Source organism: Marinobacter bohaiensis (assembly GCF_003258515.1).
Classification (GTDB): domain Bacteria; phylum Pseudomonadota; class Gammaproteobacteria; order Pseudomonadales; family Oleiphilaceae; genus Marinobacter_A; species Marinobacter_A bohaiensis.
This window is the reverse complement of record NZ_QGEH01000001.1, coordinates 135,041-160,575: the sequence shown is the minus strand read 5'-3', so window position 1 is coordinate 160,575 and position 25,535 is coordinate 135,041. Positions and strand designations below refer to the sequence as shown.

General features: G+C 64.7%; 24 protein-coding genes and 1 riboswitch. Of the genes, 6 read left to right on the top strand and 18 right to left on the bottom strand.

What is annotated here, in order from left to right; genetic code table 11:
• Positions 1-65 precede the first annotated feature (65 nt).
• From DKK67_RS00710 to rpiB, 7 genes are all read right to left on the bottom strand, one after another.
• Complete coding sequence (locus DKK67_RS00710; RefSeq protein WP_204355695.1) at positions 66-1,034, bottom strand: D-ribose ABC transporter substrate-binding protein; 969 nt, start codon at positions 1,032-1,034, stop codon at positions 66-68.
• Positions 1,035-1,094: 60 nt separating this feature from the next.
• Complete coding sequence (locus DKK67_RS00705; RefSeq protein WP_111493420.1) at positions 1,095-2,252, bottom strand: ABC transporter permease; 1,158 nt, start codon at positions 2,250-2,252, stop codon at positions 1,095-1,097.
• Positions 2,253-2,309: 57 nt separating this feature from the next.
• Positions 2,310-3,854, bottom strand: coding sequence for a sugar ABC transporter ATP-binding protein (locus tag DKK67_RS00700; protein ID WP_111493418.1), 1,545 nt, complete (start codon positions 3,852-3,854; stop codon positions 2,310-2,312).
• Positions 3,851-4,507: a DUF2291 family protein gene (locus DKK67_RS00695; protein ID WP_111493416.1), complete on the bottom strand. Its 657-nt coding sequence runs from the start codon at positions 4,505-4,507 to the stop codon at positions 3,851-3,853. Before DKK67_RS00695 ends, DKK67_RS00700 begins: the two co-directional genes overlap by 4 nt.
• Positions 4,508-4,594: 87 nt before the next feature.
• Positions 4,595-5,707 carry an MDR/zinc-dependent alcohol dehydrogenase-like family protein gene (locus DKK67_RS00690; RefSeq protein WP_111493414.1) on the bottom strand — a complete coding sequence of 371 codons (1,113 nt, stop codon included), beginning with the start codon at positions 5,705-5,707 and terminating at the stop codon, positions 4,595-4,597.
• Between the two features lie 290 nt (positions 5,708-5,997).
• The gene (locus tag DKK67_RS00685; RefSeq protein WP_111493412.1) at positions 5,998-6,978 is read right to left on the bottom strand and encodes a sugar-binding transcriptional regulator; all 981 of its coding nucleotides are present in this window, start codon (positions 6,976-6,978) and stop codon (positions 5,998-6,000) included.
• A gap of 72 nt (positions 6,979-7,050) precedes the next feature.
• Positions 7,051-7,548: a ribose 5-phosphate isomerase B gene (gene rpiB, locus DKK67_RS00680; protein WP_111493410.1), complete on the bottom strand. Its 498-nt coding sequence runs from the start codon at positions 7,546-7,548 to the stop codon at positions 7,051-7,053.
• A gap of 439 nt (positions 7,549-7,987) precedes the next feature.
• Between rpiB and DKK67_RS00675 the strand changes: the two genes are divergently transcribed.
• The 5 genes from DKK67_RS00675 to DKK67_RS00655 all read left to right on the top strand — a co-directional run bounded on the left by DKK67_RS00675 (position 7,988) and on the right by DKK67_RS00655 (position 13,827).
• Positions 7,988-8,980, top strand: coding sequence for a dihydroxyacetone kinase subunit DhaK (locus tag DKK67_RS00675; protein WP_111493408.1), 993 nt, complete (start codon positions 7,988-7,990; stop codon positions 8,978-8,980).
• 29 nt (positions 8,981-9,009) lie between these two features.
• Positions 9,010-9,663: a dihydroxyacetone kinase subunit DhaL gene (gene dhaL, locus DKK67_RS00670; protein WP_111493406.1), complete on the top strand. Its 654-nt coding sequence runs from the start codon at positions 9,010-9,012 to the stop codon at positions 9,661-9,663.
• Between the two features lie 219 nt (positions 9,664-9,882).
• Positions 9,883-10,842 carry a transaldolase gene (tal, locus tag DKK67_RS00665; RefSeq protein ID WP_111493404.1) on the top strand — a complete coding sequence of 320 codons (960 nt, stop codon included), beginning with the start codon at positions 9,883-9,885 and terminating at the stop codon, positions 10,840-10,842.
• Between the two features lie 37 nt (positions 10,843-10,879).
• Complete coding sequence (gene tkt, locus DKK67_RS00660; RefSeq protein WP_111493402.1) at positions 10,880-12,865, top strand: transketolase; 1,986 nt, start codon at positions 10,880-10,882, stop codon at positions 12,863-12,865.
• 99 nt (positions 12,866-12,964) lie between these two features.
• A riboswitch (FMN riboswitch) is annotated at positions 12,965-13,115 on the top strand.
• 214 nt (positions 13,116-13,329) lie between these two features.
• On the top strand, positions 13,330-13,827 hold the full coding sequence (locus DKK67_RS00655) for a 6,7-dimethyl-8-ribityllumazine synthase (RefSeq protein WP_111493400.1): 498 nt from the start codon (positions 13,330-13,332) through the stop codon (positions 13,825-13,827).
• Positions 13,828-13,886: 59 nt separating this feature from the next.
• Here the strand turns inward: DKK67_RS00655 and DKK67_RS00650 are convergent, their stop codons facing one another.
• Positions 13,887-14,513 carry a TetR/AcrR family transcriptional regulator gene (locus DKK67_RS00650; RefSeq protein ID WP_111493398.1) on the bottom strand — a complete coding sequence of 209 codons (627 nt, stop codon included), beginning with the start codon at positions 14,511-14,513 and terminating at the stop codon, positions 13,887-13,889.
• Positions 14,514-14,686: 173 nt separating this feature from the next.
• Between DKK67_RS00650 and DKK67_RS00645 the strand changes: the two genes are divergently transcribed.
• On the top strand, positions 14,687-15,244 hold the full coding sequence (locus DKK67_RS00645; protein WP_111493396.1) for a carboxymuconolactone decarboxylase family protein: 558 nt from the start codon (positions 14,687-14,689) through the stop codon (positions 15,242-15,244).
• Between the two features lie 54 nt (positions 15,245-15,298).
• On the opposite strand, the gene DKK67_RS00640 is transcribed toward DKK67_RS00645, so the two are convergent.
• From DKK67_RS00640 to DKK67_RS00595, 10 genes are all read right to left on the bottom strand, one after another.
• Positions 15,299-16,258, bottom strand: coding sequence for an isopenicillin N synthase family dioxygenase (locus DKK67_RS00640; RefSeq protein WP_111493394.1), 960 nt, complete (start codon positions 16,256-16,258; stop codon positions 15,299-15,301).
• A gap of 21 nt (positions 16,259-16,279) precedes the next feature.
• Positions 16,280-17,626, bottom strand: a complete 1,347-nt coding sequence (locus DKK67_RS00635; protein WP_111493392.1) for an amidohydrolase family protein — start codon at positions 17,624-17,626, stop codon at positions 16,280-16,282.
• Between the two features lie 7 nt (positions 17,627-17,633).
• The gene (locus DKK67_RS00630; RefSeq protein ID WP_111493390.1) at positions 17,634-18,125 is read right to left on the bottom strand and encodes an ureidoglycolate lyase; all 492 of its coding nucleotides are present in this window, start codon (positions 18,123-18,125) and stop codon (positions 17,634-17,636) included.
• Positions 18,122-19,138 carry an allantoicase gene (alc, locus tag DKK67_RS00625; RefSeq protein ID WP_111493388.1) on the bottom strand — a complete coding sequence of 339 codons (1,017 nt, stop codon included), beginning with the start codon at positions 19,136-19,138 and terminating at the stop codon, positions 18,122-18,124. The genes DKK67_RS00630 and alc overlap by 4 nt, the downstream gene beginning before the upstream one ends.
• 180 nt (positions 19,139-19,318) lie before the next feature.
• Positions 19,319-20,245 (bottom strand): allantoinase PuuE, encoded by a 927-nt coding sequence (gene puuE, locus DKK67_RS00620; protein WP_204355785.1) that lies wholly within the window; start codon positions 20,243-20,245, stop codon positions 19,319-19,321.
• 2 nt (positions 20,246-20,247) lie between these two features.
• Positions 20,248-20,940 (bottom strand): TetR/AcrR family transcriptional regulator, encoded by a 693-nt coding sequence (locus DKK67_RS00615; RefSeq protein ID WP_111493384.1) that lies wholly within the window; start codon positions 20,938-20,940, stop codon positions 20,248-20,250.
• 56 nt (positions 20,941-20,996) lie between these two features.
• Positions 20,997-21,770 (bottom strand): outer membrane protein OmpK, encoded by a 774-nt coding sequence (locus DKK67_RS00610; protein ID WP_111493382.1) that lies wholly within the window; start codon positions 21,768-21,770, stop codon positions 20,997-20,999.
• 154 nt (positions 21,771-21,924) lie between these two features.
• Positions 21,925-22,851: an ABC transporter permease gene (locus DKK67_RS00605; RefSeq protein ID WP_111493380.1), complete on the bottom strand. Its 927-nt coding sequence runs from the start codon at positions 22,849-22,851 to the stop codon at positions 21,925-21,927.
• Between the two features lies 1 nt (position 22,852).
• Positions 22,853-23,962, bottom strand: coding sequence for an ABC transporter permease (locus tag DKK67_RS00600; protein ID WP_111493378.1), 1,110 nt, complete (start codon positions 23,960-23,962; stop codon positions 22,853-22,855).
• Positions 23,949-25,493, bottom strand: coding sequence for an ABC transporter ATP-binding protein (locus DKK67_RS00595; protein WP_111493376.1), 1,545 nt, complete (start codon positions 25,491-25,493; stop codon positions 23,949-23,951). The genes DKK67_RS00600 and DKK67_RS00595 overlap by 14 nt, the downstream gene beginning before the upstream one ends.
• Between the last annotated feature and the right edge of the window lie 42 nt (positions 25,494-25,535).

The following is a 25,535-nucleotide window of genomic DNA, read 5'->3' as shown; positions in this document are numbered from 1 at the left end:
CCAAAAAGCCCGGCGGGAGCGCATCCCGCGGGCTTTTTTTTCCGGTTCTGGAAGAGTGCCGTCGATCAGCTGCCCTGACCGTCCAGCACGAAGGCGGACGAGTACTTGTCTACATTGTCCGGTGTGATCAGGGCGCAGTCGAACAGCTGCTTCTCACGTTCCACGCCGGTCTCGCCGGTGCGGATGAAGTGGTCGGCCTGGCGCACCGCTTCGGCGGAGAAGATGGCCACCGGCTGCAGCACGGTGTAGGCCAGCTCGCCTTCGCGCACCGCTTCCACCGCGTCCGGTGAGCCGTCAAAGCCGCCGACGACCACACCGTCCAGCTTGCCGGCTTCCTTCAGGGCGGCGATCGCGCCCAGCGCCATCTCGTCGTTACCGCTGATTACCCCGTCGATGTCCGGATTGGCCTGCAACATGCTCTGCATCTTGTTGTACCCCTGGGTGCGGTCCCAGTTGGCCACGTCGGACGCCACCCGGTCCAGGCTCGGGTACTGGCTGAGCACGGTGCGGAAACCGTTGGAACGGGTCGCCGCGTTGTTGTCCGAAGGCGCGCCCTTGAGCTCCACGTAGTGGGCGCCGTCACCGGCGGCCTGCACCCATTTCTGCGCCCCCAGCGCCGCGCCCTGGGCGTTGTTGGACACCAGTTGCGCCTTGGCCAGACCCTGCTTGTTGATTTCCGCGTTAACGATGAACACCGGGATACCGGCGCTCACCGCCTTGCGCACCGCCCCGATGGAGCCGTTGGCGTTGGCCGGATCCAGGATGATCGCCTTGGCCTGGTTGGTGATGGCGGTATCCACCTGATTGCTCTCGGTGTTGGTATCGCCCTTGTGGGAGCTCACGTTGGCGCGGTAGCCCAGTTCCTCGGCGGTGGCCTTGGCAACCTTGCCTTCCGTGAACCAGTAGGGGTTGGAGGTGTCGTTGACGATGATCGAGATGAGGCCCTGATCCTCGGCCGCGGCGACCGTCGCGAACAGCGAGGTGGTCGTCATGACGGCGGCGATCAGCAGGCGCTTTGCGTTTTTCCACATCATTGGTTCACCCTTGTTTTCTATTGTGCTTGTTATACCGGCGTACCGGCGATGGCTTGCGCATCAGTGCCCGACTGCCTGTTCCCGGGCGCTATCGTGCGAAGATGGAGAAGACGGAGAAGCATCCGGCGACGCCGGCCGCGACGCGCTTTTCGACGACTCGGCGGCCGGCGGCTGTTTCTTGCGGCCCTTGTACTGGATGCTGTTGAGCAACACGGCCAGGACGATCACCGCACCGGTGAACACAGTCTGCCAGTAGGACGACACGCCGATGATGACCAGGCCGTCGGACAGGAAACCAATCACGAAGGCGCCCAGCAGCGTGCCGCGCACGTTGCCCCGGCCGCCGGCCAGGGCCGCGCCGCCGATCACCACGCCGGCGATGGCGGTCAGTTCGTAGGTGGTGCCGGCGGTGGGGCCAGCGGAAGTGAGCTGGGAGGACAGCACCAGACCGGCAATCGCCGCGCAGATACCGGACAGCACATACACGGACACCTGCACCCGCTTGACCGGCACCCCGGACAGTTCCGCCGCCCGGGCGTTGCCGCCGGTGGAGTAGACCCAGCGACCGAAGGGCGTGCGATTGAGCATCAGCATCACCAGGATGGCCACGGCCGCCAGTACCAGCACGCCGATGGGCACGCCGAACAGCCGGTTGAAGCCGAGCCACTCGAAGCCGGTGTTACCCAGCTCCGCCGAGCCGCCCAGGTTGTTGAAGGTCAGGCCGTCGGTCATCAGCAGCGCCGCGCCGCGGGCGACGTAGAGCAGCCCCAGGGTGGCCACGAACGCCGGCACCTTGAAGTAGGCGATCAACACGCCGTTGATGGCGCCGACAAAAGCCCCCAGCGCGCAGGTAAGGATCACCACCACCCACACTGGCGGGTAGAGCACCACGCCCAGGGCGTCGATCTGCACGCCCTGCATCAGGTAGCCGGCCACCACGCCGGCCAGGCCGAGGGTCGAGCCCACCGACAGGTCGATCCCGCCGGTCAGGATCACCAGCAGCATGCCGATCGACAGCAGGCCGAAGATGGCCACGTGGGAGGACATGGTCAGGAAGTTGTTGGTCGAGAAATAGACCGGCGACAGGACCGAGAAGATCACGATGATGGCGATCAGGGCGAAGAACGCCCGGCCATCGAGGAGCATGCGCCCCAGGTCGAACTGGCCGCCCGGGAACGGGAATCCCGGCCGGCTGGCCGCTTGGCTGGTATCGGACATGGTTCTGGACTCCGCTGTTATTGTTGGTTCGGGGCTGTTATCGATGGTTCGGGCCGGTCAGGCGACCACGGCCTCGCCGGAGGCGGCCATGATCTCCGCCTTGCTGGCATCGGCCCCGAACTCCGCCGCGATGCGACCGCGGCTCATGACCAGGATGCGGTGGGCGATGCTCAGGCATTCCCCCACCTCCGAGGTGGAATAGATCACCGCCAGGCCCTGTTCGGCGCCTTCGCTGAGCAGGCGGAAGACTTCCGCCTTGGCGCCGATATCGATCCCCCGGCTGGGCTCGTCGAGCAGCACCACGCGCGGCTGGGTCGCCAGCATCTTGCCGATCACCACCTTCTGCTGGTTGCCGCCGGACAGGGAACCGATGCCCGCCTCGGGACCGTCTGTCTTGATGTGCACATCTCGGATGGCCTCATGCACCACACCCTGCTCGCGGCTGGACGAGGTCAGCCCGCCCCGGGTAAAGGCGCCGATGCTGGCCAGGGACAGGTTCTCCCCCACCGACATGGTCTGCACCAGACCATCGCGCTGCCGGTCTTCGGGCACCAGCACCAGGCCGCGTTCGATACGCTCGGCGATGCTCAGGGCGGACACGTCGTGCCCGTCGAGCCGCACCACGCCTTCGCTCCGGGGCATCCGCCCGGCCACGCACTCGAACAGTTCGGTGCGGCCGGCGCCCATCAGGCCGTAGATGCAGACGATCTCGCCGGCGCGCACGTCCAGCGACAGTTCGTCCACCACGCGGCGCTCCGGCAGCACCGGGTCGGGCACGGAAATCCGGTCCAGGGACAGGGCCACCTCGCCGAAGGCGTGGCCGGTGGGCGGCTCGCCCAGGTTGAAGTTCTCCCCCACCATGTTGCGCACGATCCACTCCAGGTCGATGTCCTCGCGCCGGGCGTAGGCGGTCATGGTGCCGTCGCGCAGGACCACCGCGTGATCGGTGATCTGCAGGGCCTCTTCCAGGTGGTGGGAGATGTAGACGATGGACACGCCGCGGCTCTTGAGATCGCGGATCACCCGGAACAGCACCTCCACTTCCGAGGCGCTGAGCGCCGAGGTGGGCTCATCCATGATCAGGATGCGTGCGTCCACGGACAGCGCCCGGGCGATTTCCACGATCTGCTGCTGCCCCAGGCGCAGGTCCTCCACCGGGGTGCGCGGATCGATGGGCTCGTCCAGTTCCTCCATCAGCAGGCGGGTCTGGCGTTCTTCCTCGGCGTAGTCGATACCGCCGCGACGGACCAGCTCGCGCCCCATGAAGATGTTGTCGCGCACGCTCAGGTTGGGCGCCAGGCTCAGCTCCTGGTGGATGATCGAAATCCCCCGGCGCTGGGCGTCGGTGGTGGAGGCGAACGACACCGGCTCGCCCTCCAGCAACACCTCGCCGGAGGTAGGCTGGATCACGCCGGACAGGATTTTCATCAACGTCGACTTGCCGGCGCCGTTTTCACCGAACAGGGTGGTGACCTGGCCACGATGCACGTCGAAGTTGACGGTCTTGAGCGCATGGACGTTGCCGAAGGATTTGGCCACATTGCGCGCGGACAGCACCACCTCGTCCGGGCCGGCATCGCTGGATACGGTCTCTGGGGTCATTGCACGTCCATCCTGACCGGCGTCACCAGCCAGTTGTTCGGATTGATCAGCTTGAACACACCGGTGACCGTGACGGTCTTGCCCGCCAGACTGTCGGTGTCGACATCCGCCAGCACGTCCGCCTTCATGGCGTTGTTGATCGCCGCGCCGGCGTTCTGGTACTCGATCTGGTTGGTGAACTGGCCGAATTCGATCTCGCCGGTGGCGTCGCGCAGGTCGGTACCGTTGATGGCCGGGCCGGTCTGGACTCGCACGGTGACTTTCCCGGGCACGCCGTCGACCGTCACGGGATAGATACCGGATTTGCCCTCCCCGGCCACACCGGTGAAGGTTACGGGCATGATCGGCCCGATACCGGCCGGTGTGCCGTATTCCTGGCCGGCCGCGGTCTGGTCCTCGGCGATGGCTGACGCCAGGGTGGCGGCGCTGACCGCGCGTTCCTCGACATGGGAACGAATAGCGGGAAACTGGCTCTGGCCGTATTGCTCGGGGTTGAAACCGTCGTCCCGGGCATCCTGTGCCGAGCCGATCTCAACGACGGTCGTGTCCAGCGCCATCAGGATCAGCACGGCCACGCCAACGACGATGGCCGCCAGACGCGCGGGGGACTGTCGCGGTGACAGGGCCGATGGAAGACTGGCCGATGGGTTCATGATGTGGACCTCTGGCTTTTGTTGTTAGTCGCTTGAGGGTCTTGGGCGCGTCGCGGCCGGAACGGCCGCGACGTTTGAACGATGCGATCAGGCGCCCGGCACCAGCATGATCTTGAGGGCACTGCTATCGTGCTTCATCAGGTCGATGCCTTTGTGGAACTCCTCCAGCGGCAGCTTGTGGGTCACCACGCCGTCGGTGGGGAAATCACCGCTCTCGATGCCCTTGATCACGTGGGGATAGCAGTAGGGCCCCAGGTGGGCGCCGAGCACGTCCAGCTCTTTGCGGTCGCTGATGATGCTCCAGTCCACCGTGACCGGGTCCTTGAACACGCTGAATTCCACGAACCGGCCCAGCTTGCGCAGCATGGCCAGGCCCTGTTCCACCGACTTGGGCGCGCCGGTGGCTTCGATGTAGATGTCGCAGCCGTAACCGTCGGTCATGTCCTTGACGATCTGGACCACGTCCTCTTCGCTGGGATTGAGCACCACGTCGGCGCCGAACTTCTTCGCCAGTTCCAGACGTTCGCCGTGCAGGTCCAGGACCACCAGCTTGGCGGGGCCGGATTTCTTGGCCGGGCCGATCATACCCAGGCCCAGGGTGCCGGCGCCGGACAGCACCACCACGTCACCCAACTGGATCTGGGCGCGCTCCACCGCGTGCATGGAGCAGGAGAAAGGCTCGGTCAGTACGATGTTTTCCACCGGCACATCGTCCGGCAGCTTGTGGTTGATGGCTTCCTTGGGAAACTTCATGTACTCGGCCATGCCGCCGTTGACGTTGTTCTGGAAGCCGTAGACGTCGTGCTTCTCGCACATCCAGTACTGGCCGCGATGGCAGAAACGGCAGTCCCAGCAGGGCACGATCTGTTCGGAGATCACCCGGTCGCCGATCTCGAAGCCCTTGGCCCCCGGCCCCATCTTGACCACATGCCCCACGAACTCGTGCCCCGGAATCATCGGTGCCTTGATGTAGGCAGGCTGGCTCTCATCGCCCCAGAAACTGGGCGCACCCTCGTAGGCCTTCAGGTCGCCGGCGCAGATACCGCAGGCTTCCACCTTGACCAGGATTTCCTTTTCACCGATCTCCGGGACATCGACCTCTTCCAGGCGATAGTCGCCCGGCGCATAGGCCACGATGGCCTTCATGGTCTTGGGAATGGACACTTGCGAGGATTCGGGTTGGGCGAGGGTGTCGTTCATGAGGGCCTCCTCTAGGCTGACAATGCCTTTTCATTTGATCTTGTTGTGTACATTTGCATTAAGAACTTTAGGAAAGCCGCCGTCAATGAGACGGTAAAACTTTTTTGTAAGACTTTAGTCTTATTATCTTAAATTATTGTTATTGTTGTATTTTTAATAAATAGCCAAAAATTAAAGGAAAAGCAGGCCGAAAAACCAGCAGGCTAAGTCGCAATCCTATATTCAGATCGCGCACATATGTTCAGGCAGGAAATACGGGAATCACGACCACTCCCTGGCCGACGCCGACCTCAGGAGTCCAGGTTCGGCGTGGCCTCATCCAGGCGCAGAATGGTGTGGGCATTGGTAACGCTGGTCGCCAGGGTATCGATGACACCGGTACGCAGCGCCCCCAGGATACCCACCGCCTTGGTGTTCTCGCTGGCAATGGCAATCACATCCGGAATACGGGCCAGGTCACCGATCGTCAGACCGATCACTCGTCCCTGCATGGGCGTCACCGAGGGTTTGCCGTACAGGTCGATAAAGTCGTACCCCATCATGTCGCCGACAGCACCGGACAACCGGGCCTCGGCAATCTCCTCCGCCGAGAACCAGCCCATTCGCACCATATTGCTGTTCTCGCTGATATCCCCCACACCAATCAGGGCAACATCAGCCCGCCGCGCCCGATCCAGCGTCTGGCGCACCGTCGGGTTCTCGCACATCGCATCGCGCAGGGCCGAGTCCTGCACCAGCGCCGGCGCGTAGAGCGTCTCGCTGTCACCGCCGTACTTCATCACCAGGCGCCGACAGATGTGATCCGGGTTCATGTACTCACCAGCGCGGATGGAGCCCCCGATGGCGCAGACGAACGAACATTTGCGCTCTCCCTGATCGAAGGTGTTCTCCGCGACGGCACCGACGTTGCGTCCCATCCCCACCGCGACAATGGAACCGTCGTGCAGGTTACGGGACAAATGATCCGCGACCAGGCTGGCTACGCCGGAACGCTGCACATCCTCATCCACGTGATCCAGCGCAATCAGCGCCCGCTTGATATTGAAGCGGCGCATCAGCTCCTTCTCCAGCTCCGCGCTGGCCGCCGGATGCTGGCGCACGCGCACGTCCACCACACCCTCCGCATGGGCCCGCTTGAGCAGGCGCCCCACTTTCACCCGGGACACCTTGAGCCGCCGGGAGATGACCTCCTGGGTTTCGCCCTCCACGTAATAGAGAGTGGCGATCTCGGTCATCAGGCTGATATCGGCGTTATCGACTTTCTCTTCCATGGCAACGTCTCATGCGGTCGGAATTCAATGACCGGGCAACGATACCATAATGAACAGGCGAACCCTCACTGATCAGTTGTTAGGGGCGTCGCGGAAGAATTCACGCTCGTAATCGGCGATACGCGCCACCTTGTCCGCCGAGGCACCGCCGCCGAAGTCCGCGCCGAGGAACACCGCAACAATGCTTTTCGCCAGCTCCGGACCGACCACGCGCGCGCCCAGCGTCACCACCTGAGCATCGTTGCTGGAACGAGCCTTGGCGGCGGAATAGGTATCGTGCGCCTGGGCGGCGCGGATGCCCCGCACCTTGTTGGCGGAGATCGCCACACCGATACCGGTACCGCAGACCAGCACACCGCGCTCCACCTCTCCGGCGCTAATGGCCTGAGCCACGCGCACCGCCACATCCGGATAAAGCACGGGCTCGGCGTTATAGGTCCCGAAATCCACCACTTCGAAGCCCAGTTCGCGCACGTGCTCGATCAAGGCCTCCTTGAGCTCGAACGCCGCCTCGTCCGCGCCCAGAGCGATTCGCATGGTGGCCGGCCTGGCCGTGGTTGGTTCAGACATAGGTAGCCCTCCACTGGTGTCGGAGTCGCCGGCCCAATACCGGTCGATCGAATTTACAAATTATCATTGTTAGATCATTTGTAAACCACGAAGGACATCCGTTGCAACATTTATTCGATGACCGATCTTACGATCGAAAAACCAGAAAATATAAATAAAACCATTATTTTCAATGGATTGAGGATTAAACGCCAAGAGAAAAGGACAAAATATAGACAAAAGGCGAACCCGCAAACCGGAGTTGCCGCTTGACAGAGACCGGCAAGATCCCTAAACATTTGATCGCATATAGAACATTAATCACCGGGATGATCGATCGCACTATCCGTCATGGCGCTCATCAACCCGCGTGCTGGGCCTCGAGTCGGAACCCGCATAGGATGAGGGTTCCGATCACTCCCTGGATTCACAACAACAAGCCATCCATGAGGAAGATCCCATGCAACGCATCATCAACGATCCCGATAACGTGGTGGACGACGCCGTACGCGGCTACCTGCGCGCCTCCCCCACTCTTTACGCCGCCACCGACCATCCCCGGGTCCTGAAGTACGCGGGCGAACCCCGCAACAAGGTCGGTGTCGTCACCGGCGGCGGTTCCGGCCACGAACCCGCCTTCCTCGGCTACGTCGGCGAGGGGCTGTGCGACGCCGTGGCCATCGGCGAAATTTTCTCCTCCCCCACCGCCGACGCCTTCTTCCAGGCTTTCGATGCCGCCAACCAGGGTCGTGGCGTGGCCTGCCTCTACGGCAACTACGCCGGCGACAACATGAACGTGAAGCTGGCGCGCAAGATGGCGGAGCTGGAGGACATCGAAGTCCAGACCGTGGTGGCCCGGGACGACGTGGCCTCGGCGCCGGCGGACCAGCGCGACAAACGCCGCGGCGTAGCCGGCGAAATCATGATGTGGAAGATCGGTGGGGCCGCTGCCGCCCGCGGCGACAACCTGAACGAGGTGATCCGCCTGGCCCAGAAGGCGGTGGACGCCTGCTCCAGCATCGGCGCCGGCCTGAGCAGCTGCACCATTCCCGCCAACGGCAAACCCAACTTCTCCATCGAGCCGGGCAAAATGGAACTGGGCATCGGCCACCATGGCGAGCCCGGCATTGAAATCACCGACCTGCCCTCGGCCAGGAAAATGGCGGCAACACTGTGCAAACCGGTACTGGAAGACCGTCCCTTCAAGCGCGGCGACGAAGTAGCGGTACTGGTGTCCGGGCTGGGCGCCACACCGGTGATGGAACTGAACCTGCTCTACGCCGAGATCGCCGACATTCTGGACGAGGCCGGCATCAAGGTGCACCGCACCTACATCGGCAACTACTTCACCTCACTGGAAATGATGGGCGCCACCCTGACGCTGATGCAGCTCGACGACGAGCTGAAGACGCTGCTCGACGCCCCCGCACGATCCCTGGCCCTGAGCCAGTGATCCCACAGGCCACCGCCGGGAGAACCCTCATGCATTATCTGGACGCATCAAAAGGTGACGAGATCCTGCAGGATCTGGTCGCCATCATTATGGAAAACCGTACATATCTGAGCGAAGTGGACGGTGCCATCGGCGACGGCGACCACGGCATCAACATGGCCAAGGGCTTCCGCCAGTGCGGCGAGGCCATCGACGGCCAGTCCCTGTCCCTGGCCAAGGGGCTGGGCAAACTGGCCAGCGTGTTGATGGGCTCCATCGGCGGCTCCATGGGACCACTCTACGGCAGCCTGTTCCTGGGGATGGCGACCACGGTCAAGGACAAGGAGATCGTCGATCCGCAGACCTTCGGCGACATGCTCGCCGGCGGCCTGGCATCCCTGCAGGACATCAGCGACGCCCAGGTGGGCGACAAGTGCCTGCTCGACACCTTGGTGCCCGCCGTCGAGGCCTATCAGGCCGCGCTCGTGGACGGCGCCGACTTTGCCGGCGCCCTCGAACGCATGCGCCAGAGCGCGGAACAGGGCAAGGAGTCGACCCGCGACCTGGTGTCGAAAATCGGACGTTCGGCGCGCCTGGGCGAGCGCTCGCGGGGTCATCTGGACGCCGGTGCCGTGTCCTGCTGCCTGCTGCTGACGCAACTGGCGGACAGCACCGAGGCCCGCCTGCAGCCACGGGCCGCCTGAGACCGTTGATTCCGGGGCGCTGCCATTCGTCGACGGCGCCCGACTCGCCTTTCCCGCTTCGAACCGCCGGCGCCGCGACGTTCACGACGTCGCGCTGGCGGACACGGTCATCGCCGAACGTTAACGCAACCGGGCGCAGCGCTCGCCGGTTTCGGCGTTCGACGACGTCACCGTTCGCAGCCTTCATATTTCGCCGTTTCCCGACAGAGGAGCCTTGTCATGCCATCGCAACTCGACGCGCTCAAAGCCCATTCCCTGATCGTCGCCGACACCGGTGACCTGTCCGCCATCCGCCGCTACCAGCCGCAGGATGCCACCACCAACCCGTCCCTGATCCTCAAGGCCTTCGAGCTGCCCGACTACCAGCCGCTGATCGAACGGGAGCTGGCTGCCCTTGCAGGCACCGGCGACACCCGCGAGCAGCAGGTGGAGAAAGCGGTCGATACCCTGTCGGTGGCCATGGGGTGCGAGATCGCCGGCCTGGTCCCCGGCCGGGTCTCCACCGAAGTGGCGGCGCGCCTGTCCTTCGACACCGACGCCAGCATCCGCAAGGCGTTTGACCTGATTGGGCAATACGAGCAGCGTGGCGTGGGGCGTGACCGGGTGCTGATCAAACTGGCCTCCACCTGGGAAGGCATCCGCGCCGCCGAAGTACTGGAAAAGGAAGGCATCCAGTGCAACCTGACGCTGCTGTTCAGCGACGCCCAGGCCCAGGCCTGCTTCGACGCCGGCGTGTTCCTGATCTCGCCGTTCGTGGGCCGGGTGACCGACTGGTACAAGCAGCACACCGGCGAAGCGTACACCGCCGAGACCGATCCCGGCGTGCGCTTCGTGCGCGGCGTGTGCGAACGGCTCAATGCCGGCGGCTACGACACCGTGGTCATGGGCGCCAGCTTCCGCAACACCGGCCAGGTGCTGGGACTCGCCGGCTGCCCGCGGCTGACCATTTCCCCGGCGCTGCTGGAGGAACTGGCCGGCACCGACGGCGACGTCAGCCCGACCGTACACGTCGCCCCGGACCAGGGCCGCGCCACCCCGGCGCTGTCGGAAGCCGACTTCCGCTGGGGCCACAACCAGGACGCCATGGCCAACGACAAGCTGGCCGAAGGCATCCGCCGTTTCGCCGCCGACCAGGAACGCCTGGAACGGCTGATCGCCGAACGCCTGGCTCAACACTGATCCGGCCCCCCACTGAACCGCCACAAGGAGCTTTGCCATGCCATCCCGTTTCGAACTGGCCAACGCCGTCCGCGCCCTGGCCATGGACGCCGTACAGAAAGCCGGCAGCGGCCACCCCGGCGCCCCCATGGGTCAGGCCGACATCGCCGAAGTCCTGTGGAACGACTTCCTGAGCCATAACCCCGGCAACCCGGACTGGCCCAACCGCGACCGTTTCGTCATGTCCAACGGCCACGGCTCCATGCTGCAGTACGCGCTGCTGCACCTGTCCGGCTATGAGGTGAGCCTGGACGACCTGAAGCAGTTCCGTCAGCTCCACTCCAAAACCCCGGGCCACCCGGAGTTCGGCTACACGCCCGGCGTCGAAACCACCACCGGGCCGCTGGGCCAGGGGCTGGCCAACGCCGTGGGGCTGGCCCTGGCCGAACGCACGCTCGCCGCCCAGTTCAACCGCGACGGCCACCGCATCGTCGATCACTACACCTACTGCCTGGTGGGCGACGGCTGCCTGATGGAGGGTATTTCCCACGAAGTCGCCTCCCTGGCCGGCACCCAGGGCCTGGGCAAGCTGATCGTGTTCTACGACGACAACGGTATCTCCATCGACGGCGAGGTCGAAGGCTGGTTCACCGACGACACCGCCAAGCGCTTCGAGGCCTACCACTGGCAGGTCCAGCAGGTGAACGGCCACGACCCGGAGCAGGTCCGCGCCGCGATTGAGCAGGCCCGGGCCGACGACCGTCCCAGCCTGCTGATCTGCAAGACCATCATCGGCTTCGGCGCGCCCAACAAACAGGGCCAGGAGTCCTGTCACGGCGCCGCGCTGGGCGAGGATGAAGTGGCCGCCGCCCGGGTCCACCTGGACTGGCCCCACGCCGCCTTCCACGTACCGCAATCCATCTACGAAGGCTGGGACGCCCGGGCCACCGGCGCCCGCCGCGAGAACGACTGGAACACCCGTTTCGCCCGTTACGCCGAAGCCTTCCCGGGCGCCGCTGCCGAGTTCAAACGGCGCATGGCGGGCCGGTTACCCGATGCCTTGGCGGAAACCGACCTGGCCGGCGCCGCCCTGGACCGCGAAGAATCCATCGCCTCGCGCAAGGCCTCGCTGGGCTGTCTCAACACCCTGGGCCCGCAATTGCCGGAGCTGCTGGGCGGCAGCGCCGACCTGGCGCCGTCCAACCTGACGGTATGGGACGGCGCCGAACCCATCAGCGCCGAGCACCCCGGTGCCAACTACATGCATTATGGCGTGCGCGAATTCGGCATGGCCGCGATCCTGAACGGTATTGCTCTGCACGGCGGCTTCGTGCCCTACGGCGCGACGTTCCTGATCTTCTCCGAATACATGCGCAACGCGGTGCGCATGGCGGCGCTGATGAGGCAGCGGGTGATTCACCTGTTCACCCACGATTCCATCGGGCTGGGCGAGGACGGGCCCACGCACCAGCCCATCGAGCAACTGGCCACCCTGCGAGCCACTCCGAACCTGTCCACCTGGCGCCCGGCCGACGCGGTGGAGACCGCCGCCGCCTGGCAGGCCGCCCTGGAGCGGGCCGACGGCCCCACCGCGCTGGTGCTGTCCCGCCAGGGGCTGCCGCACCAGCCGCGCGACCGCGGCCAGCTCGCGAACATCCGCCGTGGCGGCTACGTGCTGAAAGACTGCGCGGGGCAACCGGAACTGATCCTCATCGCCACCGGCTCGGAAGTCAGCCTGGCGACGGCCGCCGCCGAGGCCCTGACCCAGCAGGGCCGCGCCGTGCGTGTGGTGTCCATGCCCTGCTGCGATGTGTTCGACGCCCAGGACGCCACCTACCGCGAGCAGGTGCTGCCCGCCACCGTGAAAGCCCGGCTGGCCGTCGAGGCGGGGCATCCGGACGGCTGGTACAAGTACGTGGGCCTGGACGGCCGCGTCATCGGCATGACCACCTTCGGTGAGTCCGCCCCCGCCGGGGATCTGTTCAAGGCCTTCGGCTTTACCGCGGACAACGTGCAAGCGGTCGCCGAATCGCTGCTCAACTGAACCGGACCGGCCATGGCCCGGATCATGGCCGGTCGCATTCGGGGCTGGTGGAAAAACGCGCAACCGCATACAATGGCGCCGCCCGTGGGTAACCGCGGGCTTCGTTCTCAGGGCGGGGTGAAAGTCCCCACCGGCGGTGATGGCATTTTCGCCTCAGCCCGCGAGCGCCTGGCAGGCATGTCTGCCAGGGTCAGCAGATTCGGTGCGATTCCGAAGCCGACGGTGACAGTCCGGATGGAAGAGAAGGAATCACCAGAGAAGTCCAATCTGCGGTGCATCGCGCCGCGGTGGCGTGTCGAGCGGGCAGACCGGATCTCCGGAACCTGCGACGGCGCGCGGCCGCCTGCGGTTCATCCCCAGCCTGCACTTTGAGGCGATCCCACCACGGCTTTGCCAGACGCGAGCCGCATGCCCTGATTCCTAGTGACCGGAGCCAGCCAGAGGCTCCCGATGAGAGAGCAACTATGAATCAGCAAGAATCCTTGAACCTTTCCGACGCCAGCCGCAACCAGCGCATCGCCTTTATCCAGGGCAACTGGCACCTCGACATCATCGACCAGGCCCGCGAAGCCTTCCTGGCGGAAGTCAGCCAGCATGGGCTGGACGCCGATCAGGTGGACGTCATCACCGTGGCCGGCGCCTTCGAGATCCCGCTGCAGGCCAAGCTGCTGGCCGAGAGCGGGCACTACGGCGCGATTGTCGGTGCCGGTTTCGTGGTGGACGGCGGCATCTACCGCCACGAGTTCGTCGCCCAGGCGGTGATCGACGGGCTGATGCGGGTGCAGCTGGACACCCGCGTGCCGGTGCTGTCCGCCGTACTGACGCCGCACCATTTCCACGAGCACGCCACTCACCACGACTACTTCTACAAGCACTTCACCGAGAAGGGCGTCGAAGTCGCACGGGCCTGCCTGATGACCCTGGCGAACATGGAAAAGACGCGCACGCTGACGGCGCAGTGACAGGACGCCGGGCTGTCTCACGGTTTGAGACAGCCCGGCATCACCCCCACCTCTTCACGTCATCCGCTCGTCAGACCCTCAACCGCCCGATACCCCGCCAGCATCGCCACCATATCCTCCGCCAGGGCCGTCACCTTGTCGGCGTCCACCCGGCGCTGGGCGAACGCGCGCATGCCCATGATCTGGGCCTGGAGCAATCGCGCCAGACGCTCGCAATCCGCGTCCGGCCTTAGCTCGCCGGCCTCGCGCGCCTGCTCCAGCAGACCGGCCAGGCGGCGTTCGACACCATCCAGCAAGCCGTTGGCGGCCTCCGACAGTTCCGCATCCTGGCCGGTGGACTCCAGCAGTGTCTTGACGATCATGCAGGCCGGCGCCGCCATGCCGTGGCGGTCCACGTCGATGCAGGCACCGGCCAGGTTTCTCAGGTAACGGCAGATCCCGTCCAGCGGGCCCTCCGCGCCCTGCATCGCCACGTCCAGATCGGCGACCATGCGCCGGGAATAGACGTCCAGCGCTTCGATAAAAAGCGCCTGCTTGGAACCGAAGGTGGCGTAGAGGCTGCCCGGGCGCATATCCAACGCGCGCTCGATGTCTTTGAGCGAGGTCGCGTGATACCCGCGCGACCAGAACAGGGCAACGGCGCGGTCCAGAGCTTCTTCGCGACTGTAGCGGGCTTTGCGGGGCATGGCATCGACTCCGGCGTGGGGCGCTTTATTGAGTGTTCACTCAATTTTAACTTGAACGATCACTCAATAACAGTTAGCGTTGACCCATAATTGATCGATCGCTCAAAAATCATGGCTGACGGGCAACGAAACAGCCACAGGGTTACATCGTCGAACGACAGGAGAAAACCGTCATGACCGATTTCACCATGCACGACAAGCAATCCGCACCGGAGGCATCCAAGGCGCTGCTGGAAAAATCCGAGAAAGGGTTCGGCCGTATTCCGGGCCTGCACGCCATCATGGCCGACGCGCCGGGGGTGCTGGACGGCTACCAGCAGCTGCACCAGCTGTTTCTGGAAAGCAGCTTCAACAACGACGAGAAAACCGTGGTCTGGCAGACCATCAACGTCGAGCACGCCTGCCACTACTGTGTTCCGGCCCACACCGGGATCGCCAAGAAGATGGGCGTCTCCGACGAGATCAGCAACGCCCTGCGGGACGAAACCCCGCTGCCGGACAACAAGCTGGAGGCGCTGCGCACCTTCACCCTGGCGATGGTCCGCAAGCGCGGCAACGTCAACGGCGAGGACCTGAGCGCGTTCTACGACGCCGGGTACGAGAAGCACCACGTGCTGGAAGTCATTCTCGGCCTGTCCCAGAAGGTCATGAGCAACTACATCAACCACGTGGCCGACACGCCGCTGGACGACGCCGCCAAACCGTTTGCCTGGACCAAGCAAGGCGCCTGATAGCGGCGCTCTGCTCCCCGGCCGGTGCCCAGGCGCCGGCCGTTGGTTCCCAGCTTACATCGAGGCGTTGTCCTCGGCTCGGTGCTCGTAGGTGGCGTCCAGCCGTGACTTGAGGTAATTCGCGAAGGTCACCGGCGCGTACCTGGGCGTTTCGTCCGGGTAAATATCCCTGGGGTCGACCACCGAATCCGGGTTGGCCTCCAGGAAATAGGCAATGGAATAACGCTCCTGCTGCGGCGGGCGCACGCGGTGCGGCGTGGACACGTAGGTGTCGTTGCTCCAGCGCATCAGGCAGTCGCCGATGTTGCAGACAAAGGCGCCCTCCACGTGCGGCGCGTCGATCCATTCACCCTGACGGGTCAGCACTTCCAGCCCCGCCACCTTGTCGGTGGCCAACAGCGTCAGGTTGCCGTAATCGGTGTGGGCCCCGGCACCGCCGTCCTTGCGATCGGACTCACCGGCACTGGCCGGGTAGCGCAGTATGCGCATGGTGACGACCGGCTCGGCCAGGTGCTTGGCGAAGAAATCTTCCGATACCCCCAGGTCCAGGCTGAAGCCGCGATGGATGACCCGGCCCAGATCCAGGCACGCGTCAAAATAGGCCAGCAGATTGTCGCGCCAGCCGTCCAGCTCCGGCCAGAAATTCACACCACGGAACGGCTTGCCCGCCACCACTTCCGGATGGTCGTCCGGCAACTCCACACCCAGGTTGAACGCCTCCTTCATGTCGGCGCCGGATTCCGGGTTCAGCTTCTCGTCCGCCATGGCCACGTAGCCGCGGTTATGGGGCGAGCGCTTGATGGACAGCGCCTGCTTGTCGTCCACCGGCAACGCAAAGAAGCGCTGGGACTCGGCAAACGCCGTGTCGATCACCGACTGGGGAATGCCGTGATCCACGGCGTAGAAAAAGCCCACCTCGCGGCAGGCCCGGCCCAGCTCGGCGGCAGTGTTGCGGCGCTCTTCAATGTCGTCGCTGCGCAGACCGGCAATGGAAATCAGGGGAATTTCTTTCATTCTATGCTCCTAAGAGCCCCTCTAGACCATATCCACACGGAGATGATCCAGAGCACGGCATCGTTCATACAGGGACAGACCACGGGCTTGTGCCGTGGCGACCACATGGCCCTCGTCGACCTGTGTCGACCGACCGTTTTCAATCAGGCAGCGTCCGTCCACCCAGACGTGGGTAACGTTGCTGCCGCGTGCGGCAAAGACCAGATTCCATAACAGGTTGCCGCCATCGTCCCTGATGTCGTGGGGCGTCAGATTGGGCGCGCCCAGGTCCAGCATCACGAGGTCGGCTTTCTTGCCCACCTCGATCGAGCCGATCTCCCCGTCCAGTCCCAGCGCCCTGGCGCCGTCGATGGTGGCCATGCGCAGGATACGGTCCGCCGGCAACGCCGTGGCGTCCAGCCGCGTGGCTTTCTGGATCAGGGAGGCGAACTTCATTTCCTCGAACAGGTCGAGGCTGTTGTTGCACACCGGGCCGTCGGTGCCCAGCCCGAGCGTCAGCCCCGCCGCCAGCATGTCCGGCGTGCGGGCCACACCGCTGGCGAGTTTGGCGTTGCTGACCGGGCAATGGGCAATCGCGGTGCCGGTATCGGCGAGGCGCTTGATCTCGTCGTCGTTGAGCCAGACGCAGTGGGCGATCAGGGTCTTTTCCCCGAGAACGCCGTAGTGGTCCAGCATCCCAATGGAGCGACGGCCGAAGGCTTCCAGCACCGCCGCTTCCTCTTCCTTCTGTTCACAGGCGTGGGTGTGGATGCCGACGCCGTATTCCCGCTGGCAGCGAACGGCGTCGCGATAGGCGTCCTCGCTGCAGTAGAACAGGTGCTCCAGCCCCATCCAGACCTGGATGCGTCCGGACTGACTGTTGTGGTGCGTCTTGATCAGGCGCTTGTTCTCGTCGCGGGTGGCGAAGAAATCCTTGCCCGGCTGGTCCGCCACGTAGGGCGCCAGATTGACCCTCAGGCCGACCTCACCAGCCGCGTCGGCGCAGCGGTCCATGAAGCGGAACATGTCCATGACGCAGGTGGTGCCACCCTTGAGCGCTTCGAGGTAACACAGGCGGGCCGAATGGTAGGCGTCCTCCTCCGTCAGCGCCCGATGCTCCAGCTGGTAATACGGCAGCCACTGCATCAGCGGCATGTTTTCGGTGACGCCGCGCATCAGGCTGGAATGGGAATGGGCGTCCACCAGCCCGGGCATAAGCACGTTGCCGCGGCCGTCCACCACGGGCAGATCGTCCGGCACATCGATGGTTTGGGCCGGGCCCACGGCGGCGATGCGGTCGTCCTCGACCAGTACCGTGGCGTCCGGGATCACCGTGTTGTTCGGATCGACCGTGAACACGGCCACGTGGGTTATCGCAAAACGGGTCATATCAAGCTCACTCCGGCCGGATCGGCGGGTCCAGGTCGACGGTATCGCAGTTGTCACCGGGGCCGCGACGATCCACTACCAGGAAATCCGCATCCGCGTTCACCGGCAGCAGCGGCGCGTGCCAGGTGCCGGCGCGGTAGTTCACGCCCTGCCCAGGTCCGGCGCGAAACACCCGCACCTGCGCCGGATCGAAGTCGCCCGGCGGTGCCACCACCACCCAGTAAGGCTGATCGCCCATCGGCACAAACGCCTGGCTGCCCTGCGGATGGCGCTCCATCAGGTCGATGACCAGCGGCGCCAGCGGCTGGCCCCGGAAGATGGAGATGATCGCGTCGGCGCCTTCGCCCAGGGTCTCCACCGCCGCCAGCGCGTGGAAGCGCTCGGTGCGACCGGCGTTGATGGGGAACGACGCCGCGCCCTCGGTCTGGATCACGTCGCCGAACGGCGCGAACGCCTCCCGGGTCAGCGGCTGGCTGGGGATCGTCCGTGGCGCGTTCATCGGACCGCCTTGCCCCACAGGCGCACCCGACTGATGCCGCCATCGGGAATGCTGTTCACGCGGATGTGGGTGATCGGGCCCAGATCGTTCAGCTCGCGGAACTCGTGGATGGCGTCGGCGGTCAGCGGCTGCTCGTCGATCAGGGTCTCCCAGAACATGCTCTGGGTGATGATGGACTGGGGCGTGCCCTGCTCCACGCAGGCCGCCTGGATCGAGAAGCGGTCCGGGAAGTTGCCCTTGAAGTGGGCGGTGTCGATGTCGATGCCGTCCACCACGCCTTTGTGTCCCAGCTTGAGGATGCACCACTCGTTGCCCGGCTCACGACGGCGTCGGGTTTCCCAGCCGTCGCCCATATTGATGCCGCGCCCGGGACGCAGCAGTTTGCGCGGCTCGCCGTAGTGGGCGTCGCTCCAGGCGACCTGGTCGCCGCCGTTGGCCAGGGCCAGCAGGTCCAGGCGTTCGTCGGCGCTGCGGTTGTCCCAGTCGCAGAATGGCTGGCCGTACACCCGGAAGCGGGCCATACCGCCGTCCGGCCAGATGTGCAGGCGCAGGTGGGTCCAGGGTCCGGAGGCGGCCAGGGCCTCGAAGCGATGGTCGTTGCCGGACAGGGACAGCGCCGGCAGGATTTCCTGCCAGTCGGCGTCGTTGTCGGGATCGCCGTCCGGCGACCAGCAGGCCTCGACGGAGGCCGCCGGGGCGAAGTTGCCGGTGAAGAAGCTGGTGTCGAAATCCACACCGTGCAGCACGCCCGGCATGGCCAGGCGCAGGATGCACCAATCGTGGCCCGTGTTGCGACGGCGACGGGTTTCCCAGCCGTCCATCCACTTGCCGTGATCGTCGTACTTGTCCGGGTAGAAGCGCGGCTGTTCCGGGTCGAGCATACGCTCGCGCGGCGCGAAGAATTCGTCGGTGACCCAGGTAACCTCGGCACCGAGGCTGCCGTCGGCGAGGTTCAGGTAGTCCCGGGAAAAATCAGGCCCTTCGATGATCGGGGCGACTTGTACATCACTCATGTTGTGTTGGCTCTCTGGTTGTTCCGGGGCAGCGGCGTGAATGCGCGTTATTGAATCAGGGCAGCCTTGCAGGCTGCTCCGAAGCTAAAGCGTCGGCTACATTTCCAGTTCACTCGCGCGTGTAGCAGACGCTTCAGCTTCTGAGGCACCGCAGGTGCCCCTCATTGCCCTGTTATCGATTCATTTTGGCTTGTACGGATGCTCCGCCTTCCAGTGCCGCGCAATATCCAGCCGCCGGCAGATCCACACCTGCTCATGCTTCTGGACGTAGTCGAGGAACCGCTGCAGCGCCCGGAACCGGCCCGGCCGGCCAATCAGGCGGCAGTGCAGCCCGATCGATAGCATCTTGGGCGTGTCGGCGCCTTCCTCGTACAGCACGTCGAACGCGTCCTTCAGGTACTGGAAGAACTGCTCGCCGGAGTTGAAGCCCTGGTTGGTGGCGAAGCGCATGTCGTTGGTGTCCAGGGTGTAGGGCACCACGAGATGCGGCTTCTCCTCGCCGTCGCGGGTTTCGACGGTGGTCCAGAACGGCAGGTCGTCACCGTAGTAGTCGCTGTCGTATTCGAAGCCACCGGTCTCCACCACCAGGCGGCGGGTATTGGGACTGTCGCGGCCGGTGTACCAGCCCAGCGGGCGGCTGCCGGTCAGTTCTTCCTGAATGGCGATGGCCTGTTCCATGTGCTGGCGCTCGCGGGATTCGTCCATGTCCTGGTAGTGAATCCAGCGCAGGCCGTGGCAGGCGATCTCGTGGCCGTCGTCCAGGAACGCCTGGGTCACGTCCGGGTTGCGCTGCAGGGCCATGGCCACGCCAAAGACCGTCAGCGGCAGGCCGCGCTTGCGGAATTCCCGCAGCACGCGCCAGACCCCGGCACGGGAGCCGTACTCGTAGATCGACTCCATGCTCATGTGGCGATCCGGATACGGCTGGGCGCCGATGATCTCGGACAGGAACATTTCCGAGTGGCTGTCGCCGTGCAGGACGCAGTTCTCGCCCCCTTCCTCGTAGTTGAGGACAAACTGTACGGCGATCCGTGCTTTTCCCGGCCAGTTGGCGTGGGGCGGCTCGGCCCCGTAGCCGCGCAGGTCGCGGGGATAATCGTCGTGGATGCTCATCGTTTCGTCGGCTCCAGTCCGCAGCCGCGCAGGATGACGCCGGTCAGGAAATTGGCGGCGTGCTCGAAGTCCTGCGGTTCGTATTCGGCCTTGTTTTCCACCATCAGGATCTGGACCTGGAAGTCCGCGTAATGCTGGGTCGAGGACCAGATCAAAAAAATCAGCTGCACCGGATCGACCGGCGCCATGCGACCGTCATCGATCCACTGCTGAATCACTTTGGCCCGTCCCCGCACCCATTCGCGCATGTTGGTGCGCAGGTGATCCTTGAGGAACGGGGCGCCCTGGATGATTTCCTGGGCGAACAGGCGGGACGCCATGGGATGCTGGCGTGACATTTCCACCTTGGTGCGCACGAACGTCTCCAGCGCCTCGGCCGGATCGTCCTCCGGACGAATCTCGGAGAACACCGCATTCCAGCGGCTCATGATGTCGTCGAACAGCGCCGAGTAAATGCGCTTCTTGTTGCTGAAATAGTAAAGCACGTTGGACTTGGGCAGCTCCGCCCGTTCGGCGATGTTCTGTATGGTCGCGCCGCGGAACCCGTGCTGGGCGAACTCTTCCTCCGCCGCGGCGATAATCCGTTCACGGTTCTTTTCCCGAATCCGCCCCGGACGGTATCGACGGCCCCGGCCGTTTTCCGCCGCGTCCCCGATCTCGTTGATTCTGGCTTCAGGCTGCTGAGTCATGAGCGTCCATCGCTTTGAAAGCGGGGAAGCCGGAATCCCGGCCTCCCCAACAGGGTTTAGAAATGGAACTTCACGAGGGCACTGACCGCGCTCTCGGTGTCCATCACGCTATCATCGGCTTCGCCGTACTTGTTGTTCCAGTAGGAATATTCAATACCGGCGTAGAGCATGCCCGGATGACCGGCGAAGTCGCCGATGTCCAGTTTGAACTGCGGGTTGAAGTGGAATTCGCTGGCGTGGTCGCGGGTGGCGGTGGACCAGTCGATGTAACCGTCGAACAGGAATTTGGCGGACGCCACTTCGAACGGCAGCCCCCAGGTGATGGTGGTCTGCCAGTCGTCGCCCGGATCGTCAAAGCCCGGCGCGTCGGCGTTGTTGTTGGCGTAGTAGAACAGGGTGTTGAAGTACAGGAAGCCCGGCACATCCCACGCCAGCCCAGGGCCAACCAGATAGTTGTTGGACTCGGTGCCGCCGCCAAACTCGTAGGTACCGGTCAGCAGCACATCCTTGATCGGGCCAAAGCTGAGGTCGTTGTTGCTCAGCCAGTTCATGCTGAGAGTGGGAGAGAACTCGCCGTATACGTCGTCGTCACCCTCGGAGCTGCCGTGGCCGTGGTTGCGGTCGATGAAGAAGAACGTACCGCCCCAGTTGTGGGCCGTGACGTTTTCGAAGGTAAAGAAGGTGTCCTCTTTCTTGCCGCCGAAATCCTCATAGTCCGCACTGTGCAGCACGGTGATGCTGGAGCCGCCGAAGAACTTTTCCGCATGCGCCGCCGGCATACAGGCCGCCATAACACAGGTCGCTAGCAATGTTTTACGAAGTGCCTTCATGGTCAATCTATCCTCTGTCGTTTCTTCTAGGCATCGTTGGCAGTGGCATTTCTCGTTATTGAAATCGCGGAACCTCTGACGGGCTCTCTATCTACTCGCACGCTTGGGAACGCGGCTGTCCCTCCACAGCCGCGCTCCCTTGCTTTCTTCTCTGTTACCGATTGGGCCGGTAGGGCTGACCGATGGACAGCGGCGTGTGCAACCGGGTCCGTGTCGGATTCGCGGACAGCAAAACCAGCACCACCACCGTGACCACGTAAGGCAGCATGGCCAGCAGTTCCGGCGAGATGTCCCAGCCAAAGCCCTGCAGCACCAGATGGAGGATGCTGGCCAGGCCGAACAGGTAGGCGCCCAGCAGCACCCGCACCGGCCGCCAGGTGGCGAACACCACCAGTGCCAGGGCGATCCAGCCGCGGCCGGCGGTCATGCCCTCGGTCCACAGCGGGGTGTAGGCCAGGGACAGGTAGGCGCCGGCCAGGCCCGCCAGGGCACCGCCGAAACTGACCGCCAGGTAGCGGATCAGCAGCACCGGCAGGCCGTTGGCGTTGGCCGATTCCGGCGACTCGCCCACCGCCCGCAGTAAAAGGCCTCCCCGGCTGTGGCGCAGGAAGACGTAGACCGCCACGAAAAGCCCCAGGGAGACGTAAACCAGCAGATCGTGGTTGAACAGCACCGGCCCCAGCACGGGGATGTCGCTCAGGCCGGGAATGGCGATCTTGGTGAAACCGTCGATGGTCTTGCCCACGTAGTCGGCGCCGATGAAGGCGCTCAGACCCGTGCCGAAGATGGTCAGGGCCAGGCCGGCGGCGTACTGGTTCGCCGCCAGGGTGATGGCCATGAAACCAAACAGCAGGGACATGGCGACACCCGCCAGCATGCCGACGATGACGCCGGCCAACAGGCTGCCGGTGGCGAACACCGCGGCGAATCCGGCCACGGCGCCGATCAGCATCATGCCTTCCTGCCCCAGGTTGAGGACGCCGGAGCGCTCACAGATCAGTTCCCCCAGGGCCACCATCAGCAGCGGCGTGCCGGCCACCACGGTGGCGGAGAGGATGTTGACGATCATATCCAGTTCCATCTCAGCTCTCCTGTGTGGCGACGGGGGTGGACGCCGGGCGGCTCTCGGCCACCGGCTTGTGTTTGAGACGCACCCGGTAGTGGATGAACGCGTCACAGGCGAGCAGGTAGAACAGCAACAGCCCCTGGAACAGGCCGGTCATGGCCTTGGGCAGGTTCATGGCGATCTGCATCATCTCGCCGCCCAGGAAGGTCAGTGCCAGCAGCGCGCTGGCCAGGATCAGGCCGACCGCCTTCATGCGCCCCATGAACACCACGATGATCGCGGTGTAGCCGTAGCCCGGCGATACCTGGGGCACCAGCTGGCCAATCGGGCCGGTCACCTCCGACGCGCCGGCCAGACCGGCCAGCCCACCGGCGACCAGGAAGGCGAACCAGATCAGCCGTTTGCGCGGGAAGCCGGCGAACTGCGCGGCCTGTTCATCTTCCCCCAGCACCTTGAGCTGGAAGCCAATGAAGGTGCGTGCGAACAGCACGCCCACGGCCACCGCCGCCAGCACCGCGAACAGCAGGCCGATGTGCAGGCGCGTACCGGGGATCAGCATTGGCAACAGGGCCGAGTCGCCGAACATCGCCGACTGCGGGAAGCTGAAGCCGTAGGGATCTTTCAGCGGCCCGTGCACGCAGAACAGCAGCAGGTTCAGCGCGATGTAGTTGAGCATGATGGTGGTGAGGATTTCGTTGCAGTGAAAATGCGTCTTGAGGAAGGCGGCGATGGCCGACCACAGCGCCCCGAAGACGATCCCCGCCAGCAACACCAGCGGCAGGACCCAGAAGCCACTGCTCTCACCGATCTGGAGAGCGACGATGGTGGCGCCCACGGCCCCCATCAGGAAATGCCCCTCGGCGCCGATGTTCCACAGCTTGGCCCGGTAGCAGACCGTCAGGCCGGCGGCGCACAGCAGTAGTGGAGCGGCCTTGAGGCCCAATTCCGCCCAGCCGATGGCGTCGCTGATTGGCGTGATGAAGAAATGACGCAGGCCTTCGACGGGATCCCGATCCAGGCCCAGGAAAATCAGGAAGCCGGTGATCAGGGTCAGCACCAGCGCCAGGATCGGCGAGGCGTACTGCATCAGGCGGGAATTCACCTGGCGGCGTTCAAGCAACAGCATGGTCTACCTCCCCGGCCGCCTGGTCGTCAAAGTCGCCGGCCATCCATTGTCCGAGCTGCTCGATGGTGAGGGATTCGGTGGGCACGATGGGCGACAGACGGCCCGCGCAGATGGCCCCCATGCGGGTACAGAGTTCAAACAGCTCCTCCAGGTCCTCGGAAATCAGCAGGACGGCCGCGCCCTTGTCGCGCAGCTCCACCAGCACTTCGTGAATGGCCACGGCGGAGCCCACGTCCACGCCCCAGGTGGGATGCGAGGCCACCAGCAATTGCGGCTCCTGCAGGGCCTCGCGGCCGATGATGAATTTCTGCAGGTTACCGCCGGACAGACTGCGCGCCGTGGCGTCGACGCCGTCCGATTTCACCTGGAAGCGCTCGCGCACCCGGCGGGCGTAATCGCGCACCTTGCGGTAGGACACCCAGCCCCGGCTCACCAGGCCGCGGGCGGACGCGGTCAGCAGGGTGTTGTCCACCAGTGACATGTCCGGCACCGCGCCCCGGCCCAGGCGCTCTTCCGGCACCACGGCGATGCCGGCACGACGGCGGGCGTCGGGGCCCAGCTGACCGATCGACTGGCCCGCCAGGTGCACCTGTTCCGGTGCGGCCTTGAGCTCGCCCGACAGGGCCCGCAGCAGTTCGTCCTGGCCGTTACCGGCCACCCCGGCAATGCCGACGATCTCGCCCGCGCGCAGCTCCATGGCCACGTTATTCAGGCTGGTACCGAACGGGTCGCTGCTCTTGTGGGTCAGTCCGCGCACCCTGAGCAGCGGCTCGCCCGGGCTGGCCGGCGGCACCTCGGTGGTCAGCGGTGTTTCGTCGCCGACCATCAGACGGGCAATGGCGTCGGTGGAGGTTTCAGTGGGGTCGCATTCGCCGGTGACCTTGCCGTTGCGCAGCACCGTGGCGTGGTGACACAGGTCGCGCACTTCCTGCAGTTTGTGGCTGATGAACAGGATGCTGCAGCCCTCACCCGCCAACTGGCGCAGGGTGCGGAACAGATCGGACACTTCCTGCGGGGTCAGCACCGAGGTGGGCTCGTCGAGAATAAGCAGGCGACTGTCCTGGATCAGGCAGCGCACGATCTCCACCCGCTGGCGCTCGCCGGTCGACAGGCTGTGCACGAAGCGGCGCGGGTCCAGAGCCATGCCATAATGCTGGGACACCTCGCGAATGCGCTGTTCCAGCGCCTTGCGATCCCTGGCCTGACTGGCCGGCAGCCCCAGGGCGATGTTCTCCGCCACGGTCAGGGTTTCGAACAGGGAAAAGTGCTGGAACACCATGCCGATCCCCAACTGGCGGGCATGGGCCGGACCTTGCAGGGTCAACTTTTCACCGTCCCAGAAAAGGGTGCCTTCGTCGGGCTGGATGACCCCGTATATCACCTTCATCAGGGTACTCTTGCCAGCGCCGTTCTCACCCAGCAGGGCGTGGATTTCGCCGGGGGCCACGGTCAGGTCGACACCGTCGTTGGCCCGGCACCCCGGGTACTCCTTGACGATGTTCTCCAGACGTAGCCGAGCCACTGCCGTCATGTCTTTACCTCGTAATCAAAGTGACCGGATTCGTTGTTATGG

What these genes read in the sequence shown, in the direction of transcription:
- DKK67_RS00710 (WP_204355695.1), bottom strand. Translation starts at nt 1,034, where the DNA reads ATGATGTGGAAAAACGCAAAGCGCCTGCTGATCGCCGCCGTCATGACG.
- DKK67_RS00705 (WP_111493420.1), bottom strand. Translation starts at nt 2,252, where the DNA reads ATGTCCGATACCAGCCAAGCGGCCAGCCGGCCGGGATTCCCGTTCCCG.
- DKK67_RS00700 (WP_111493418.1), bottom strand. Translation starts at nt 3,854, where the DNA reads ATGACCCCAGAGACCGTATCCAGCGATGCCGGCCCGGACGAGGTGGTG.
- DKK67_RS00695 (WP_111493416.1), bottom strand. Translation starts at nt 4,507, where the DNA reads ATGAACCCATCGGCCAGTCTTCCATCGGCCCTGTCACCGCGACAGTCC.
- DKK67_RS00690 (WP_111493414.1), bottom strand. Translation starts at nt 5,707, where the DNA reads ATGAACGACACCCTCGCCCAACCCGAATCCTCGCAAGTGTCCATTCCC.
- DKK67_RS00685 (WP_111493412.1), bottom strand. Translation starts at nt 6,978, where the DNA reads ATGGAAGAGAAAGTCGATAACGCCGATATCAGCCTGATGACCGAGATC.
- rpiB (WP_111493410.1), bottom strand. Translation starts at nt 7,548, where the DNA reads ATGTCTGAACCAACCACGGCCAGGCCGGCCACCATGCGAATCGCTCTG.
- DKK67_RS00675 (WP_111493408.1), top strand. Translation starts at nt 7,988, where the DNA reads ATGCAACGCATCATCAACGATCCCGATAACGTGGTGGACGACGCCGTA.
- dhaL (WP_111493406.1), top strand. Translation starts at nt 9,010, where the DNA reads ATGCATTATCTGGACGCATCAAAAGGTGACGAGATCCTGCAGGATCTG.
- tal (WP_111493404.1), top strand. Translation starts at nt 9,883, where the DNA reads ATGCCATCGCAACTCGACGCGCTCAAAGCCCATTCCCTGATCGTCGCC.
- tkt (WP_111493402.1), top strand. Translation starts at nt 10,880, where the DNA reads ATGCCATCCCGTTTCGAACTGGCCAACGCCGTCCGCGCCCTGGCCATG.
- DKK67_RS00655 (WP_111493400.1), top strand. Translation starts at nt 13,330, where the DNA reads ATGAATCAGCAAGAATCCTTGAACCTTTCCGACGCCAGCCGCAACCAG.
- DKK67_RS00650 (WP_111493398.1), bottom strand. Translation starts at nt 14,513, where the DNA reads ATGCCCCGCAAAGCCCGCTACAGTCGCGAAGAAGCTCTGGACCGCGCC.
- DKK67_RS00645 (WP_111493396.1), top strand. Translation starts at nt 14,687, where the DNA reads ATGACCGATTTCACCATGCACGACAAGCAATCCGCACCGGAGGCATCC.
- DKK67_RS00640 (WP_111493394.1), bottom strand. Translation starts at nt 16,258, where the DNA reads ATGAAAGAAATTCCCCTGATTTCCATTGCCGGTCTGCGCAGCGACGAC.
- DKK67_RS00635 (WP_111493392.1), bottom strand. Translation starts at nt 17,626, where the DNA reads ATGACCCGTTTTGCGATAACCCACGTGGCCGTGTTCACGGTCGATCCG.
- DKK67_RS00630 (WP_111493390.1), bottom strand. Translation starts at nt 18,125, where the DNA reads ATGAACGCGCCACGGACGATCCCCAGCCAGCCGCTGACCCGGGAGGCG.
- alc (WP_111493388.1), bottom strand. Translation starts at nt 19,138, where the DNA reads ATGAGTGATGTACAAGTCGCCCCGATCATCGAAGGGCCTGATTTTTCC.
- DKK67_RS00615 (WP_111493384.1), bottom strand. Translation starts at nt 20,940, where the DNA reads ATGACTCAGCAGCCTGAAGCCAGAATCAACGAGATCGGGGACGCGGCG.
- DKK67_RS00610 (WP_111493382.1), bottom strand. Translation starts at nt 21,770, where the DNA reads ATGAAGGCACTTCGTAAAACATTGCTAGCGACCTGTGTTATGGCGGCC.
- DKK67_RS00605 (WP_111493380.1), bottom strand. Translation starts at nt 22,851, where the DNA reads ATGGAACTGGATATGATCGTCAACATCCTCTCCGCCACCGTGGTGGCC.
- DKK67_RS00600 (WP_111493378.1), bottom strand. Translation starts at nt 23,962, where the DNA reads ATGCTGTTGCTTGAACGCCGCCAGGTGAATTCCCGCCTGATGCAGTAC.
- DKK67_RS00595 (WP_111493376.1), bottom strand. Translation starts at nt 25,493, where the DNA reads ATGACGGCAGTGGCTCGGCTACGTCTGGAGAACATCGTCAAGGAGTAC.